This window comes from Kitasatospora sp. NPDC028055, assembly GCF_040637885.1.
Lineage (GTDB): Bacteria > Actinomycetota > Actinomycetes > Streptomycetales > Streptomycetaceae > Kitasatospora.
The window spans coordinates 64,538-80,273 of sequence record NZ_JBEZXE010000001.1 but is presented as its reverse complement, the minus strand read 5'-3'; the positions used below and the strand labels follow the sequence as shown (position 1 = coordinate 80,273).

At 75.2% G+C, this 15,736-nt stretch carries 14 protein-coding genes; 10 read left to right on the top strand and 4 right to left on the bottom strand.

Features of this window, described 5'->3' with window-relative positions; translation table 11 throughout:
- Positions 1–107: 107 nt before the first annotated feature.
- Both AB0F71_RS00365 and AB0F71_RS00360 read right to left on the bottom strand, forming a co-directional pair.
- A complete protein-coding gene (locus AB0F71_RS00365; protein ID WP_360225834.1) occupies positions 108–2,876 on the bottom strand; it encodes a toxin glutamine deamidase domain-containing protein in 2,769 nt (922 codons plus the stop codon).
- Positions 2,877–2,947: 71 nt separating this feature from the next.
- A complete protein-coding gene (locus tag AB0F71_RS00360) occupies positions 2,948–3,418 on the bottom strand; it encodes a hypothetical protein (protein WP_360225831.1) in 471 nt (156 codons plus the stop codon).
- Positions 3,419–3,656: 238 nt separating this feature from the next.
- On the opposite strand from AB0F71_RS00360, the gene AB0F71_RS00355 reads away from it, so the two are divergent.
- Entirely contained in the window at positions 3,657–4,478 is an 822-nt protein-coding gene (locus AB0F71_RS00355; protein ID WP_360227622.1) for a hypothetical protein, read from the top strand.
- A gap of 56 nt (positions 4,479–4,534) precedes the next feature.
- On the opposite strand, the gene AB0F71_RS00350 is transcribed toward AB0F71_RS00355, so the two are convergent.
- On the bottom strand, positions 4,535–5,704 hold the full coding sequence (locus AB0F71_RS00350) for an NADH-quinone oxidoreductase subunit D (protein ID WP_360225829.1): 1,170 nt from the start codon (positions 5,702–5,704) through the stop codon (positions 4,535–4,537).
- The gene (locus AB0F71_RS00345; protein WP_360225826.1) at positions 5,701–6,717 is read right to left on the bottom strand and encodes an SAM-dependent methyltransferase; all 1,017 of its coding nucleotides are present in this window, start codon (positions 6,715–6,717) and stop codon (positions 5,701–5,703) included. Before AB0F71_RS00345 ends, AB0F71_RS00350 begins: the two co-directional genes overlap by 4 nt.
- Positions 6,718–6,846: 129 nt before the next feature.
- Between AB0F71_RS00345 and AB0F71_RS00340 the strand changes: the two genes are divergently transcribed.
- The 9 genes from AB0F71_RS00340 to AB0F71_RS00300 all read left to right on the top strand — a co-directional run bounded on the left by AB0F71_RS00340 (position 6,847) and on the right by AB0F71_RS00300 (position 15,677).
- Positions 6,847–8,076, top strand: a complete 1,230-nt coding sequence (locus AB0F71_RS00340) for a sensor histidine kinase (RefSeq protein WP_360225823.1) — start codon at positions 6,847–6,849, stop codon at positions 8,074–8,076.
- A 25-nt stretch (positions 8,077–8,101) separates the two neighbouring features.
- A complete protein-coding gene (locus tag AB0F71_RS00335) occupies positions 8,102–8,791 on the top strand; it encodes a response regulator transcription factor (protein ID WP_360225820.1) in 690 nt (229 codons plus the stop codon).
- Between the two features lie 87 nt (positions 8,792–8,878).
- The gene (locus AB0F71_RS00330) at positions 8,879–9,826 is read left to right on the top strand and encodes a DUF2520 domain-containing protein (RefSeq protein ID WP_360225817.1); all 948 of its coding nucleotides are present in this window, start codon (positions 8,879–8,881) and stop codon (positions 9,824–9,826) included.
- Positions 9,826–10,731 (top strand): pantoate--beta-alanine ligase, encoded by a 906-nt coding sequence (gene panC, locus AB0F71_RS00325; RefSeq protein ID WP_360225814.1) that lies wholly within the window; start codon positions 9,826–9,828, stop codon positions 10,729–10,731. The genes AB0F71_RS00330 and panC overlap by 1 nt, the downstream gene beginning before the upstream one ends.
- Positions 10,732–10,782: 51 nt before the next feature.
- On the top strand, positions 10,783–11,232 hold the full coding sequence (panD, locus tag AB0F71_RS00320) for an aspartate 1-decarboxylase (RefSeq protein WP_360225811.1): 450 nt from the start codon (positions 10,783–10,785) through the stop codon (positions 11,230–11,232).
- A gap of 15 nt (positions 11,233–11,247) precedes the next feature.
- A complete protein-coding gene (locus tag AB0F71_RS00315; protein WP_360225809.1) occupies positions 11,248–12,921 on the top strand; it encodes an L-aspartate oxidase in 1,674 nt (557 codons plus the stop codon).
- A gap of 4 nt (positions 12,922–12,925) precedes the next feature.
- A complete protein-coding gene (gene nadC / locus AB0F71_RS00310) occupies positions 12,926–13,894 on the top strand; it encodes a carboxylating nicotinate-nucleotide diphosphorylase (protein ID WP_360225806.1) in 969 nt (322 codons plus the stop codon).
- Positions 13,895–13,953: 59 nt separating this feature from the next.
- The gene (locus AB0F71_RS00305; RefSeq protein ID WP_360225803.1) at positions 13,954–14,739 is read left to right on the top strand and encodes a type III pantothenate kinase; all 786 of its coding nucleotides are present in this window, start codon (positions 13,954–13,956) and stop codon (positions 14,737–14,739) included.
- A 188-nt stretch (positions 14,740–14,927) separates the two neighbouring features.
- Positions 14,928–15,677, top strand: coding sequence for a hypothetical protein (locus tag AB0F71_RS00300; protein WP_360225800.1), 750 nt, complete (start codon positions 14,928–14,930; stop codon positions 15,675–15,677).
- Positions 15,678–15,736 lie beyond the last annotated feature (59 nt).

Genomic DNA, 15,736 nt, shown 5'->3' with positions numbered 1-15,736 from the left:
CCCGACCGGGATCCCCGGGCACGGCCGCTCCGTCGGCGCGGGAAGTCGGCCGAACCGGCTTCCCGCGCGAACCCGATGGGGTGCCAGGGACGGGTGCCGCAAGGAGTTCAGGCCGCCACCAGGTCCAGCGGGCGGCCCTCCGGGTTCAGGGCGATGGCCCAGAGGCCCTGGGTGGCGGGGTGGAGGGGGGCGGGTCCACGGCGGGCGAGCTGGTGGTCGAGGTAGGTGACGGTGTCCCGGTGGTTGACGGCGTTCCAGGCGTGCGGGCGGCCGTAGGCGTCCAGGGTGAGCAGCACGGCCTGGGCGCCGTGCCCGGCCCGGCGGAGTTCGGCGGCGAGGCGGGTGAAGGCCTGGCCGCCGTCGCCGAGGTCGCGGAAGGGGGCGCCGAGTTCGCGTTCGGCGCGGTCGCGGCCGCCGCGTTCGCCGGCGTCGCCCTCGGTGGGGATGCGCGGGGCCGCGCAGGTGGGGCGGCCGGTGTAGGTGTCGACGGCGGAGAGGGCGATCTCCAGGCTGTTGTTGGCCCGGCCGGGTTCGCGGTGGCCGCCCGCGTTGACGGCCTCGGCCCAGCCGCCGGCCGCCGGATCGGGGTGGCGGGCGGGCAGGTCGTCCTGGTCGCGGGGCACCCGGCGTTCGAGTTCGGCCTGGTGCTGGGGGTCGACCGGGCCGAGCCCGCCGGGCCGTCCGTACGGGCGGCTGTCGGCGATGGTGCGCGGTCGGGGTTCTTCGGGGCCGTCGGCGAGCGGGCCGCGGCGGGCGCGCAGGGCGAGTTGGAGGGCCATCGCGTGGGCGGTGGCGACCGGGACGGCGCCCCAGGCGAGGGTCGGGTCGGCGAGGCCCGCGGCGGTGTCCCGGCGGCGGCCGTCGGGGTGGTGGGCCTCGGGCCGGCCGATGACCGGGGTGGTGCCGACGATCGGCGGCTCGGCCGGCGGCGGGGGTGCGGTGGCCGGGCCGTGGGTTCCGGCCGGGGTGCGGGGCGCGCCGGGCTGCGGTCCGGCGGCCACCGGGGCACCGACGACGGGCGCGCCGACGACAGGTGTCCCGGCCACGGGCGCGCCGGCCACGGGCGTACCGGCCACCGGCGTACCGGCCGCGACGCCGCCGGGCGCACCCGCCCCGACGCCGCTGCCGAAGGGCGCGGCCGGGTGCGCCGGGTATCCGCCGCCCACGGCGAGCGGGCCGGGCCCGACGGTGCCGATCGGGCCCGCCACCGGGTAGCCGCCCGAGTAGGCCGGTGTCCCGAACGGCCCGGGCGCACCCACCACGCCGACCACACCGACCGGCCGGACGACCGGGGGCGCGTCCGGCGCCGGGCTGTAGCCGGGTCCGCCGGTGGACGGCGCGGCGACGGGCGCGGGCGGCGCGGCCACGGAGTCGGTCCGTACGGTCACCGGCACGCTGCCGCCACCGCCGCCTCCCCCGGTGTGGGAGGGCGCCTGGAGTGGGTAGTCCCCGTCCGACCAGCCCGCCGCCACCGCCGAGCCGCCCTGGTGGGCGGGGGCCGCCGCCCGGACCGACGGCCCGTCGTCCCGGGCGGGCGGCGACCAGTCGGCGGCCGCGGCCACGGTCCGGTGCGAGCCGCCGTACGAGGGGCCGGTGGCCGCGGCGGCCGGGTCGGCCGTCGGTGCCGAGGACGGGACGGCCGTGGGGTCCGCGGAGGGCGACGCGGCGGCGAGCACGGACGGGACCACCGGCGCGACGGCCTGGTCCACCGTCGGCAGCACCCCCGCCCCCTTCGGGTCACCGCCGGGGGCCTTCCGGTCCCGCGGGTCGGTCAGGTCGGCGAGCGGCAGCCCGTGCAGGTCCTTCCCCGCCTGGTCGGTGAGCACCGGCTGCCCGTGCTCGTCGAGCCGGACGGCCAGGTCGGCCACCCCGACCACCGGCTTGCCGTCCGCTCCGGTCACCACCAGCAGCCCGGCGGCGTCGGCCACCGGTGTGCCGTCGGAGCGCAGGATGACCGGCTTGCCGTCCGCGCCGAGGACGGGCTGCCCGTGGGCGTCGAGCGCGACGCTGAGGCCGGGCACGCCGACCAGCGGCCTGCCGTCCTTCCCGGAGAGCACGACCAGTCCGGTGCCGTCCTTGCCGAGCACGCCCGGTTCGCGGAGGGCCGCGGGCAGTCCGGCGGAGAGCGGGTCGAAGCCGCCCGCGGTGCGGTAGGAGGCGGTGGTGACGCCGGGCGTGGCGGTGGTGCCGAGGCGCAGCAGGGCGACGGCGGAGGGGTCCTTGAGCGCGGTGGCCAGGGCGTCCTTCATGCTGCGGCCGAGTTCGGCGAGCAGTCCGGCGATCTTGAGGGCCGCGGTCTCCACCGCCACGGCCTCGATGCCCGCCGCGACCTGGCCGGCGGCGGCGTTCCTGACGCCGTCCGCGAAGCCGGCGACGGACTTCGCCAGCCCGCCGAACACCCCGGTCCGCCCCGTCTGCCCCGCCTGGTCCGCCTGGCCCGCCTGGTCGGCGGTGCGGGCCACCTCGGCCGCGGTCTGCTGGACCTTGGCGGCCTGCTCCCGGGCCTGCTGGAGTTCGGCGGCCAGGTTCCGCAGGGTGGCGATGATCTCGGCCTTGCAGCCGTCGACGTCCTTCGCGGCGGTGTCGAAGGCGGCGGCGACCAGCCCGACGGCGGTGTGGGCGTCCGGCAGGCGGCCCTTGCCGCCGTCGCTGTAGGTGCGCCAGTACGCGGTGAAGGAGTCGACGGCGTGGCCGGAGTTGTCGGCGGCCACCCGCTGGACGGACTCGCCGCCCCGGCGGGTGATCCGTTCGGCCTCGGCGGCGAACTCCCGCCAGTGCGCGGCCGCCTTGCGCAGGGCCTCCTCGTCGGCCTGCGGCCACGGGTGGCCGGTCCTGGCCAGGAGCGGGACCAGTTCCTCGGGCAGTTTCCGGGACACGCGCTTCTTCCCCCTTCGAGCCGGGCCGTTCAGACCGACATGTTCAGACCGACGTGTTCAGACCGACGTGTTCAGACCGACATGTCCTGGGGGACGGCCGGTGCCGCCCCCGGGGTTGCTCCGGTGCCCGAAGTCGTCGGCGGGCCCTGGTACACGGCGGGCCGGGCGACCGCCCCCGGGGCGGCTCCGGCCGGTCCGGTGGTCGCGCCGAAGCCGTCCGCCGTCGAGGTGTCGGTGTCGGTGGTCCGCTCGGCCATGCTGTGCAGTCCGGCCCCGACCTTGCCCAGTTGGCCGGCCAGGGCTTTCAGCCCGCCGAGGAGTTCACCGTGCGCCGGGCCGTAGACGGCGGCGAAGGCGCTGCCCGGCTGGTCGGCGCCCCAGGGCGTGCCGAGTGCGGCCAGGTCCTTCTCCAAGGTGCCCACGGCCTTGCCGAGTTCGCGTCCGAGCTTCTCGAACTCCCGCCCCTCGCCGTGGAGTTCCCACGGCTTGAGGGCGAACCCGGTGCCGTCACCGTCGGACCTGCCGGTGCTGCCGCCTGCCATCCCGTACCTCCCCGTAGCGGACCGCGGCCGCCATCCTAGGCACGCGCCCGGCCCCGCAGGCGCCCACGGCCGGACCTCTTCACCCCGCCTTCACCGCGTCCCGGGCGCGCGCCGGGCGTCGTCCACCGGCCCGTACGCCCCCGCGAAGCTCTACCCTTGCCGGGTGGCACCAGCAGAAACGTCCAAGAAGAAGACCAAGGCGAAGCCCCCGGCCGCCCCCGCTCCCGTCGACCTCGCGATGCCGACCCTGCGCCGCGAGATCCCGCGCGACGAGGTCCCGCTCGACTTCCCGCGCGCCTGGGTCGAGTTCGCCGACCCCGCCGACGAGGAGCAGGTCTTCCGCTGCGACCTGACCTGGCTGACCTCCCGCTGGTCCTGCGTCTTCGGCCAGGGCTGCCACGGCATCCGCGAGGGCCGCGGCGAGTCGGACGGCTGCTGCACGCTGGGCGCCCACTACTCGGACGAGGACGACGAGAAGCGCGTCCTCGGCCACGCGGCCCGGCTGACGCCCGAGCTGTGGGAGAACTTCGCCGAGGGCACCGACGCCAAGGGCCGGATCCGCTCCGACGGCGGCGTGACCATGCTGGACGAGGACGGCGACCGCCAGACCCGCCGGGTCAACGGCGCCTGCATCTTCGTGAACAGCCCGGACTTCGCGGGCGGCGCCGGCTGCGCCCTGCACGCGCTGGCCCTCAAGGAGGGCCGCGAGCCGCTGGAGACCAAGCCGGACGTCTGCTGGCAGCTGCCGGTCCGCCGCACCTACGACTGGATCGACCGCCCCGACGACACCCGCTACCTCCAGGTGACGATCGGCGAGTACGACCGCCGCGGCTGGGGCCCGGGCGGCCACGACCTGCACTGGTGGTGCACCGGGGCCCCGGCCGCGCACCAGGGCGCGGTGCCGGTGTACGTGAGCTACCGCCCCGAGCTCACCGAGCTGATGGGCCGCGAGGCGTACCAGGTGCTGGCCCGGCTCTGCGAGGAGCGGATCGCCACCAAGGGCGACCGCAGGGTGGCCCCGCACCCGGCGGACCCGGTCAGGAAGCCGAAGAAGGACTGACCCCGCCCGCCGGTACCGGCACGCCCCCGGTACCGGCGCACCCCCTGGGTACCTGCCTACTTGTCGATGTCGCCGACCACGAAGAACATCGACCCGAGGATCGCCACCATGTCGGCGACCAGTGTCCCGGGCAGCAGCTCGGTGAGCGCCTGGATGTTGTTGAAGGACGCCGAGCGCAGCTTGAGCCGCCACGGCGTCTTGTCACCGCGCGAGACCAGGTAGTAGCCGTTGATCCCGAGCGGGTTCTCGGTCCACGCGTAGGTGCTGCCCTCGGGCGCCTTGAGCACCTTGGGCAGCCGCTGGTTGACCGGGCCGGGCGGGAGGGTGGCGAGCTTGTCGAGGCAGGCGTCGGCGAGGTCCAGCGAGTTGCCGGTCTGCTCCAGCAGGCATTCGAAGCGGGCGAGGCAGTCGCCCTCCTCGCGGGTGACGACGGTGAGCACCTGCCGCAGCTCCTCGGAGCCGTACGCGAGGTAGGGCTCGTCGCGGCGCAGGTCGAAGTCGAGGCCGCTGGCCCGGGCGATCGGGCCGCTGACCCCGTACGCCTGCGCCTGGGCCGCGGTGAGCACGCCGACGCCGGCGGTGCGGGCGCGGAAGATCTCGTTGCCGAGGACGAGGTCCTCGAAGACCGGCAGCTGGGAGCGGACGGTGGCGACGGCGGCGCGGACCCGGCCGAGCCAGCCGGCCGGGAGGTCCTCCTTGAGGCCGCCGACCCGGTTGAACATGTAGTGCATCCGGCCGCCGGAGGCCTCCTCCAGCACGTGCTGGAGGTCCTCGCGGCCGGTGAAGGCGTGGAAGATCGGGGTGATCCCGCCGAGCTCCAGCGGGTAGGAGCCGAGGAACATCAGGTGGTTGAGCACCCGGTTGAGCTCGGCGAGCAGGGTGCGGATCCACACCGCCCGCTCGGGGACCTCCATGCCGAGCATCCGCTCGACGCCGAGCACCACGCCGAGCTCGTTGGAGAAGGCGGAGAGCCAGTCGTGCCGGTTGGCCAGCATGATGATCTGCCGGTAGTCACGGGCCTCGAACAGCTTCTCCGCGCCGCGGTGCATGTAGCCGATCACCGGCTCGGCGGTGACGATCCGCTCGCCGTCGAGCAGCAGCCGCAGCCGCAGCACGCCGTGGGTGGCCGGGTGCTGCGGGCCGATGTTGAGCACCATGTCGGTGGTGCCCGCCTCGCCGGTGAAGTTCTCGGCTCCCGCCCCGATGCCGACCGTGGTCTCCCTCATGACCCCAGAGTCTGCCATCCCGGCAGGGCCGCCAGGCTTTCCGGTACCGGCATGCGGACGGCTTGCAGGACCCATCCGAAGCCGCCCAGCCCGGCCGGGTCGGTGAGTTCGGCCCCCTCCCCGGCGCCGCTCAGCGCCCGCAGGTAGCCGGCCGGGTCGGTGGAGGCGAGCGCCAGCGGCGGGCGTCCGCCGCTGACCCCGAGCGCGCGCAGGGCCTCGCGTTGCGTCGTCCACAGGCTGTGGAGACCGGGGACGGCGACGGCGTCCAGCGCGACGTGCGCGGTCACGTCGCAGGAGCCGTCCGGCACCGGGGCCACCTCCCGGCCGTCCCGGAAACCGGTGAAGGTCCCGAACGGCGGCCGCCGCCCGGCCGTGTGCCCGTAGTCGACGGCGACGGCCAGTCCGCGCTCCAGCCCGGCCACCGCCCGGGCCCAGGCGGCGTCCCGGGGCGCCCCGAACTCCACCACCTCCCCGGGCTCGACGGCCGGCCACCAGCGCTCGGCCCAGGCCGCGTCGGCCGCCGAGACGGGTTCGCCGAGGCGCTCCTCACCGGTCGCGGTGTCCACCTCGCGGTAGCGCAGCACGCCGTCCCCGTCGACCTCCCCGGCGTCCAGCGGCACGTTGTCCAGCCACTCGTTGGCGAACAGCAGCCCGGTCACCCCGCGCGGCGGCTCCGTCGTCCACAGGGCTGTGGACGGAAGTCCGGCGGGCCGCTCGGCGAGCTCCACACCGTACGGGCGCAGCCGCGCGAGCACCGGCCCGGGCAGTTCGGCCAGCACCCCGGCCAGCAGTTCGCCGCGCCCGGCCCCGACGTCGACCAGGGCCAGCTCCTCCGGACGGCCGAGGGCCTCGTCAACCTCCAGCAGCAGCCTGGCCACCGCACGGGCGAACCTCGGCGAGGCGTGCACCGAGGTCCGGAAGTGCCCGGCCGGGCCCTCCGGCCTGCGGTAGAAGCCGCCGTCCCGGTCGTACAGGGCCCGTTCCATGGCGGGCGCCCACCGCATCCACGTCATGGGCCGGGACGCTACCCGGCGGCGCGCGGCCCCTTCCAACCGGAGCAGGGCCGTCTCCGACCTACGGAGTAGGACGGATCGCCCTACCGGCGGACCTGGGCACCTCGTACGACTGCCTAGGCTGGACACGTGCATCGACTCAACGCCTGGCTCCGCCGTCACCCCATGGTGGTCGACGCCGTCTGGGCGTCGTTCGTGCTCTTCTTCGCCCTGGTGTCCGACAGCTCCTCCGGCAGCGGCTGGCTCCTCAACACGCAGATCCTGATCGCGGTGCTGCTGCCGCTGCTGATGGTCTTCCGCCGGCGCTTCCCCGACGTCACCGTCGCCGCCGCCACCGGCGTCGGCCTCGGCCAGGTCGCCGCCGACATCGACCCGGGCGGCTCCTCCATCGCCTACCTGGTGTTCGCCTACACCGGGGCCGCCTTCGGCCAGAAGTGGACCTCCCGGCTCGCCCTGCTCGCCGGGCTCTCCGCCGGTCCGCTGGCCTTCTGGCGGATGCACCTGGTGAAGACGTCCACCACCGACCACACCGGGGTGTACGTCTCCCGCCCGTACGGCTTCGCCGAGGCGGCGCTGGTCACCGTGCTGATGAGCACCCCGTTCATCCTCTGCTGGGCCTGGGGCCGGCTGACCAGGGTGCGGCGGGCCTACCTGACCGAGCTGGAGGACCGCGCGGCCCGGCTGGAGCGCGAACGGGACGCCCAGGCCAAGGTCGCGGTCGCGGCCGAGCGGGCCCGGATCGCCCGCGAGCTGCACGACGTGGTCGCGCACAACGTGTCGGTGATGATCGTCCAGGCCGACGGCGCCGCCTACGTGCTGGACAACTCCCCGCAGCAGGCGAAGGAGGCGCTCGGCACGATCGCCTCCACCGGACGGCAGGCGCTGGTCGAGATGCGCCGCCTGCTGGGCGTGCTGCGCACCGCCGACACCGCCGAGGAGTACGTCCCGCAACCGGGCGTCGAGGAGCTGCCCGACCTCCTGGAGCAGGTCCGCACGGCCGGACTGGAGGTCGACTACGCGACCTCCGGGCACCCGCGCGAACTCCCCCGCGGGGTCGAGCTGACGGTCTACCGGATCGTCCAGGAGGCGCTCACCAACGTCCGCAAGCACGGCGGCCCCGACGTCCACGCCCGGGTCGCGGTCGACTTCGGCGAACGGGAGCTGGCCGTCCTGGTGGAGGACGACGGCCGCGGCAGCACCGACGAACAACTGGCCGCCGGCGGCACGGACGGTCTGGGCCACGGCCTGATCGGCATGCGCGAGCGGGTCGGCATGGTCAGCGGCAGCCTCGACGTGGGCCCCCGCCCCGGCGGCGGCTTCCGGATCCGCGCCGTCCTCCCGCTCAAGGCGGCGCACTAACCCCCCGCCCCCCTTAGGAGCCATCTTGACCATCCGCGTGATGCTCGTCGACGACCAGGAGCTGCTGCGCACCGGCTTCCGGATGATCCTCCAGTCGCAGGGCGACATCGAGATCGCCGCCGAGGCGGGCGACGGCGCCCAGGCCCTGGACCTGCTGCGGCACACGCAGGTGGACGTGATCCTGATGGACGTCCGGATGCCGCGCCTGGACGGGGTGCAGGCGACCCGCCGGATCTGCCTGGCCGAGGACGGCAGTCCGCTGCCGAACGCCCCGCACGTGCTCATCCTCACCACCTTCGACCTGGACGAGTACGCCTTCGCCGCGCTCAAGGCCGGGGCCAGCGGCTTCCTGCTCAAGGACGTCCCGCCGACCGAGCTGGTGGCCGCGATCCGCGCGGTGCACGGCGGGGACGCCGTGGTCGCCCCGACCACCACCCGGCGGATGATCGACCGCTTCGCCGAGGTGCTGCCGACCCCGCACAGCGCGCCCGGCTCGGACGTCCTGGGGCCGCTCACCGAGCGCGAGCGGGAGGTGTTCCTGCTGGTCGCCCAGGGCCTGTCGAACGGCGAGATCGCGGCCCGGCTGGTGCTCTCCGAGGCCACCGTGAAGACCCACGTCGGCCGGATCCTGGCCAAGCTGGGGCTGCGCGACCGGGTCCAGGCGGTGGTGCTGGCGTACGAGGCCGGGCTGATCCGGGCCGGGGCGTCCGACTAGGGAGGGCAGCCGGGGCCGCCCGTACACTGGGGCGGTACGTCCGGTACCCGACGCGGACCGGAACGGTCATTCAGGACAAGGGTGGACATGGATTCGTCCGACTTCGCCGACTTCGGAGAGTTCGCCCCGCTCGCCGACGGCCTCGGCGACCCCAGCAGCCGACCGGCCCGGCTCGCCGTCGGCGTGGTCGGCACCGGCCGGGTCGGCCCCGCGCTGGGCGCCGCCCTGCAGCTCGCCGGGCACACCGTGGTCGCCGCCTCCGGGGTGTCCAGCGCCTCCCGGCGCCGCGCCGAGTCCCTGCTGCCGGGCGTGCGGATCGTCACCCCGCCGCAGGTGATGGCCGCCGCCGACCTGGTGCTGCTGACCGTCCCGGACGACGCACTCGCCGACCTGGTGGCCGGACTGGCCGCCACCGGGGCGGTCCGCCCCGGCCAGCTGCTGGTGCACACCTCCGGCGCGCACGGCGTCGGCATCCTGGAGCCCGCCACCCGGGCCGGGGCGCTGCCGCTGGCCCTGCACCCCGCGATGACCTTCACCGGCACCTCGGTGGACCTCGCCCGGCTGGCCGGCTGCCCCTTCGGGGTGACCGCCCCCGAGGAGCTCCGGCCGGTCGCCGAGGCGCTGGTGGTGGAGATGGGCGGCGAGCCCGAGTGGGTGCCCGAGGAGGTCCGCCCGCTCTACCACACCGCCCTCGCCCACGGTGCGAACCACCTGGTCACCCTGGTCGCCCAGGCGATGGACCTGCTGCGTACGGCCGGCGTCGCCGAGCCCGGCCGGATGCTCGGCCCGCTGCTCGGCGCCGCCCTGGACAACAGCCTGCGCTCCGGCGACGCGGCCCTCACCGGCCCGGTCGCCCGGGGCGACGCGGGCACCGTACGGCGCCACCTGGCGCAGCTCAGTACGGTGTCCCCGGACATCCCGGCGGCCTACCGGGCGATGGCCCGCGCCACCGCGCAGCGGGCGCTCGCCAACGGGACGATCGACGACGCGTCGGCGGCAGCACTGCTGGACGTACTGAACGAGGAGAAGCACTGATGGCACGCGGGAAGCAGCCGAGCAAGGCCCAGCGGGCGCCGAAGGTCCACCGGGCCGTCGTCACCCACACCGTGGACGACTTCGAGGCCGCGTTCTGGCCGGACGAGAGCCCGGTGGACAACGCCGTGGTGATGACCATGGGCGCCCTGCACGAGGGCCACGCCGCGCTGATCCGGGCCGCCCGCAAGCAGGTCGGCCGGGAGGGCCGGGTCGCGGTCACGGTCTTCGTCAACCCGCTGCAGTTCGGCCCGACCGAGGACCTGGAGCGCTACCCGCGCACCCTGGACGCCGACGTGAGGCTGGCCGAGGAGAACGGCGCCGACGTGGTGTTCGCGCCGTCCGTCGAGGAGGTCTACCCGAACGGCGAGCCGCAGGTGCGCCTGGCGGCCGGCCCGATGGGCGAGCGCTTCGAGGGCGCCACCCGGCCCGGCCACTTCGACGGGGTGCTGACCGTCGTCGCCAAGCTGCTGCACATCACCGACCCGGACTTCGCCTTCTTCGGCGAGAAGGACGCCCAGCAGCTGGCGCTCATCCAGCGGATGGTCGCCGACCTGGACTTCGACGTCGAGGTCGTCGGCGTGCCGACCGTCCGCGAGGAGGACGGCCTGGCGCTGTCCTCGCGCAACCGCTACCTCTCCGAGGAGGAGCGCACCCGCGCCCTCGTCCTGTCCAAGGCCCTGTTCGCCGGCCGGGACGTCGCCGCGCAGGGCCCGAAGGCCGTGCGCGAGGCCGCCTCGGCCGTCCTGGACGGCGCCGAGGGCGTCACCCCCGACTACCTCGCCCTGATCGACCCGCACGACTTCTCGGAGGCGGCGGACGACTTCCAGGGCGAGGCGGTGCTGGCCGTCGCCGCGACGGTGGGCTCGACCCGCCTGATCGACAACGTCCGCATCATCGTCCGGTAGTACCGCAGTCAGAACCCCTCAGGCATGCACTCACAGGAGGCGTGACCCGCAATGCTCCGCACCATGCTCAAGTCCAAGATCCACCGGGCCACCGTGACCCAGGCCGACCTGCACTACGTCGGCTCGGTCACGGTGGACGAGGACCTGCTCGACGCCGCCGACCTGCTCCCCGGCGAGCTGGTCCACATCGTCGACATCAACAACGGCGCCCGGCTGGAGACCTACACCATCGCCGGCCCGCGCGGCACCGGCGTGATCGGCATCAACGGCGCCGCCGCCCGCCTGGTCCACCCGGGCGACCTCGTCATACTCATCGCCTACGGGCAGATGGACACGGCCGAGGCCAAGGGCTACGAGCCGAAGGTCGTCTTCGTGGACGAGCACAACCGGATCACCGGCTTCGGCGGCGACCCCGCCGAGGCACCGGAGGGCAGCGGACTGCTGCGCGGGGACACGGCGTACCGTGACGAGGACGGCGCGGCCACCGCGGCCACGCGCTGAAGGAGCCACTGAGCCATGTCCGTTACGCATCGCCTCACCGCCCCGAGCCCCGGGTGGACCGCCACCACCGACGTGGTCGTGGTCGGCTCCGGGGTGGCCGGTCTCACCGTCGCCCTCAACGTCCGCAAGGCCGGCCTGCGGGTCCTGGTGGTCACCAAGGCCGTGCTGGACGAAGGCTCGACCCGCTGGGCCCAGGGCGGCGTCGCGGCCGCCCTGGGTGAGGGGGACACCCCCGAGCAGCACCTGGACGACACCCTGGTGGCCGGCGCCGGCGTCTGTGACGAGGAGGCCGTCCGCACCCTGGTCACCGAGGGCCCGGACGCCGTCCGCCGGCTGATCGCCACCGGCGCCCTGTTCGACCGGGGCGAGGACGGCGAGATCCTGCTGACCCGCGAGGGCGGCCACCACCGCCGCCGGATCGTGCACGCGGGCGGGGACGCGACCGGCGCCGAGATATCGCGCGCCCTGGTCGCCGCCGTCCGCACCGACCCCGGCATCGAGCTGATCGAGCACGCGCTCGTCCTCGACCTGCTGACCGACGCCGAGGGCCGCACCGCCGGGCTGACCCTGCACGTGATGGGCGAGGGCCAGCGCGACGGCGTCGGCGCCGTCCGGGCCCGCGCGGTGGTGCTCGCCACCGGCGGCATGGGCCAGGTCTTCTCCGCCACCACCAACCCGGCGGTCTCCACCGGCGACGGCGTGGCGCTGGGCCTGCGGGCCGGCGCCGCCGTCACCGACCTGGAGTTCGTCCAGTTCCACCCCACCGTGCTGTGGCTGGGCCCGGACGCCGAGGGCCAGCAGCCGCTGGTCTCCGAGGCGGTCCGCGGCGAGGGCGCCCACCTGGTGGACGCGGACGGCGTGCGCTTCATGGTCGGACAGCACGAGCTGGCCGAACTCGCCCCGCGCGACGTCGTCGCCAAGGCCATCACCCGGCGCATGCAGGAGCAGGGCGCCGAGCACATGTACCTGGACGGGCGGCACTTCGGCGCCGAGATGTGGGAGCACCGCTTCCCCACCATCCTCGCCTTCTGCCGCGCCCACGGCATCGACCCGGTCACCGAGCCGATCCCGATCGCCCCGGCGGCGCACTTCGCCTCCGGCGGTATCCGCACCGACCGGCACGGCCGCACCAGCGTCCCCGGCCTGTACGCCTGCGGCGAGGTCGCCTGCACCGGGGTGCACGGCGCCAACCGGCTGGCCTCCAACTCGCTGCTGGAGGGCCTGGTCTTCGCCGAGCGGATCGCCGCCGACCTGGCGGGGCTGCACGCGGCCGGCGAGCTGCCCGAGCGCACGGTGGACGTCGCCGCGGCGCGGGCCGCGCACCCGGTGCCGCTGCCGGGCTCCGAGGCCCGGGCCGAGATCCAGCGGCTGATGTCGCGGGGCGCGGGGATCCTGCGCTCGGCCGCCTCGATGGCCGACACCGCGGCCGGGCTGGCCCTGATCGCCGAGCAGGCCCGCTGCCACGTGGCCGAGGAGAAGCCGGCCGACCCCCGGGTGGAGACCTGGGAGGCGGCCAACCTGCTGCTGGTCGCCACGGCGCTGGTCGCGGCCGCCGCGCAGCGCGAGGAGACCCGCGGCTGCCACTGGCGCGAGGACTTCCCCGAGCGGGACGACGCCCACTGGCGGCGCCACCTGATCACCACCCTCGCCGCCTCCGGCGACCCCGTCAGCACCCCCGAGGAGCAGTAGAACCATGACCCACGCGCACGAGGAACTCCCCCTGGCCGAGCAGGGCGGCTGCGGCGACGGCTGCGCCTGCGGGGACGGCGAGGGCTACGAGACCGGCCTGGACCCGCAGCTGGCCGAGCTGCTGGAGGAGGCCGGGCTGGACCCGATCGAGGTCGAGGACATCGCCACCCTGGCGCTGGCCGAGGACCTGGCCGGCGGCGAGGACGTCACCTCGGTGGCCACCGTGCCCGCCGACGCGGTCGCCACCGCCGACTTCACCGCCCGCCAGGCCGGTGTGGTGGCCGGCCTGCGGGTCGCCGAGGCGGTCGTCTCGCTGGTCTGCGAGGAGGAGTTCGAGGTCGAGCGGCACGTCCAGGACGGCGACCGGGTGGAGGCCGGCCAGGTGCTGCTGTCGGTCCGCTCGCGCACCCGCGACCTGCTGACCGCCGAGCGCAGCGCGCTCAACCTGCTCTGCCACCTGTCCGGCATCGCCACCGCGACCCGGGCCTGGGCGGACGCCCTGGAGGGCACCGGCGCGGTCGTCCGGGACACCCGCAAGACCACCCCGGGCCTGCGCGCCCTGGAGAAGTTCGCGGTCCGCTGCGGCGGCGGCGCCAACCACCGGATGGCGCTCTCGGACGCCGCCCTGGTGAAGGACAACCACGTGGTCGCCGCGGGCGGCGTGGCCGAGGCCTTCCGGGCCGTCCGGGCCGCGTACCCGGAGCTGCCGGTCGAGGTCGAGGTGGACGAGCTGGCGCAGATCCCCCCGGTGCTGGACGCCGGCGCGGACCTGATCCTGCTGGACAACTTCACCGTCGAGCAGTTGAAGGAGGCCGTCGCGCTGGTGGCCGGCCGGGCGAAGCTGGAGGCCTCCGGCGGACTGACCCTGGCCGGCGCGCGCGAGGTCGCCCAGACTGGTGTCGACTACCTGGCGGTGGGCGCGCTGACCCACTCCTCTCCGATCCTGGACATCGGCCTGGACCTGCGCGCCTGACCGTCAGGTCGAGAGCGGTTCCTGCCCCGATCCCGTCCCGACTCGCAGAAAGCGTTCCCGTGCTCCTCACCATCGACGTCGGCAACACCCAGACCACACTCGGCCTGTTCGACGGCGAGGAAGTGGTGGAACACTGGCGGATCTCCACCGATCCGCGCCGCACGGCGGATGAACTCGCGGTACTGCTGCACGGGTTGACGGGCAACCGCACCGCGGTCCGGGAGGCCGCGGTGGAGGGCCTGGCGATCTGCTCCTCCGTCCCAGCCGTGCTCCACGAGCTCCGCGAGGTGACCCGCCGCTACTACGGCGACGTCCCCGCGGTGATCGTGGAGCCCGGCGTGAAGACCGGGGTGCACGTCCTGATGGACAACCCCAAGGAGGTCGGCGCGGACCGGATCGTCAACGCGCTGGCCGCCAACCACCTGTACGGCGGCCCGTGCATCGTGGTCGACTTCGGCACCGCGACCACCTTCGACGCCGTCAACGCGCGCGGCGACTACGTCGGCGGCGCGATCGCCCCCGGCATCGAGATCTCGGTCGAGGCTCTCGGCGTCCGCGGCGCCCAGCTGCGCAAGATCGAGCTGGCCCGGCCGCGCAACGTGATCGGGAAGAACACCGTCGAGGGCATGCAGTCCGGCATCCTCTACGGCTTCGCCGGGCAGGTCGACGGCCTGGTCGAGCGGATGGCCCGGGAGCTGGCCAAGGACCCGGACGACGTCCAGGTGATCGCCACCGGCGGGCTCGCCCCCCTGGTCCTCGGCGAGGCCACCACCATCGACGAGCACGAGCCCTGGCTGACCCTGATCGGCCTGCGCCTGGTGTACGAGCGCAACCGGCCGAGCTGACCCGGCCCGTCTCCCCGCTGCCCCGCTGCCCCGCTGCCCCGCTGCCCCGCACCCCCGGCCACTCGGCCGACCCGGTGGGCGCGGGGCAGCGTCGTAGGCTCGGCGAAAGGTTTCTCCAGCAGGCCGACCGAGCGGAATTCCGCGCGACGTTACCGACAAATCGGATATTCCTCACGTAGTGTCAACCCATGCCTACGCCACACGGATCGCGCGGCGGCATGGCCTTCAGCGCCGACGAAGTCCGCGTGCTGCGCCGAGCCCTCGCCCAAGCCCTGCACCCCGCCGTCCCCGTCCACCTCCAGGGGCCCGACCGGACGGCGCTCGCCGGGCCGGGCGCCGAACTGTGGGCGGAGGACGTCCAGGACGCCCTGCGCCTGACCGAGGCGATCGACGAGGCCGTCCAGGAGGGCGGCCGGCTGCGCGCCTTCCTGCTGGCCGACCTCGGCCGCTACCGCGCCGCCCTGCCCGGCAGCGCCGCCGGCTACCTGGAGCGCCTGGAGGAGGCGGTGGCCGACGGCTACCTGCCCGGGCCCGAGGACCTCACCGCCCTGCGCGGGCTGACCCGCCAGCCCTGCGGCCACGGCGAGCGGGCCCGCCGCTCCCGGCTCGCCGGCCGCTGCCACGCGCTGGCCGAGGCCGCCGTCCGCGAGCGCCTGGCGCTCTCCACCGGGCACCCGCGCCACCTGGTGGCCGTACCGAACCCCGCCGCACCACCCAGCAGTCACCCCACCCCTGTAGGAGGACGGATCACGATGAGCAGCACCGACTCCCGGGACTCGCGCCCGGAGCAGCCCGCCGCCGCGCAGACCCCGCCCCGCCCGCACCGGATGCCCACCCCGGCCGAACTGTTCGGCCGCCGCCCCAAGCCTCCGGCCCGGCCCGCCCCGGAGGCCGGGCGGGACGAGGAGGAGGTCGAACTCGCCACCGGCACCGGCTGAGCCCGCCCGCACCCGCCCCGGAGGGGAGGCCGTCGATCCGACGGCCTCCCCTCCGGCGT

What these genes read in the sequence shown, in the direction of transcription:
- AB0F71_RS00360 (WP_360225831.1), bottom strand. Translation starts at nt 3,418, where the DNA reads ATGGCAGGCGGCAGCACCGGCAGGTCCGACGGTGACGGCACCGGGTTC.
- AB0F71_RS00355 (WP_360227622.1), top strand. Translation starts at nt 3,657, where the DNA reads ATGCCGACCCTGCGCCGCGAGATCCCGCGCGACGAGGTCCCGCTCGAC.
- AB0F71_RS00350 (WP_360225829.1), bottom strand. Translation starts at nt 5,704, where the DNA reads ATGAGGGAGACCACGGTCGGCATCGGGGCGGGAGCCGAGAACTTCACC.
- AB0F71_RS00345 (WP_360225826.1), bottom strand. Translation starts at nt 6,717, where the DNA reads ATGACGTGGATGCGGTGGGCGCCCGCCATGGAACGGGCCCTGTACGAC.
- AB0F71_RS00330 (WP_360225817.1), top strand. Translation starts at nt 8,879, where the DNA reads ATGGATTCGTCCGACTTCGCCGACTTCGGAGAGTTCGCCCCGCTCGCC.
- panC (WP_360225814.1), top strand. Translation starts at nt 9,826, where the DNA reads ATGGCACGCGGGAAGCAGCCGAGCAAGGCCCAGCGGGCGCCGAAGGTC.
- panD (WP_360225811.1), top strand. Translation starts at nt 10,783, where the DNA reads ATGCTCCGCACCATGCTCAAGTCCAAGATCCACCGGGCCACCGTGACC.
- AB0F71_RS00315 (WP_360225809.1), top strand. Translation starts at nt 11,248, where the DNA reads ATGTCCGTTACGCATCGCCTCACCGCCCCGAGCCCCGGGTGGACCGCC.
- nadC (WP_360225806.1), top strand. Translation starts at nt 12,926, where the DNA reads ATGACCCACGCGCACGAGGAACTCCCCCTGGCCGAGCAGGGCGGCTGC.
- AB0F71_RS00300 (WP_360225800.1), top strand. Translation starts at nt 14,928, where the DNA reads ATGCCTACGCCACACGGATCGCGCGGCGGCATGGCCTTCAGCGCCGAC.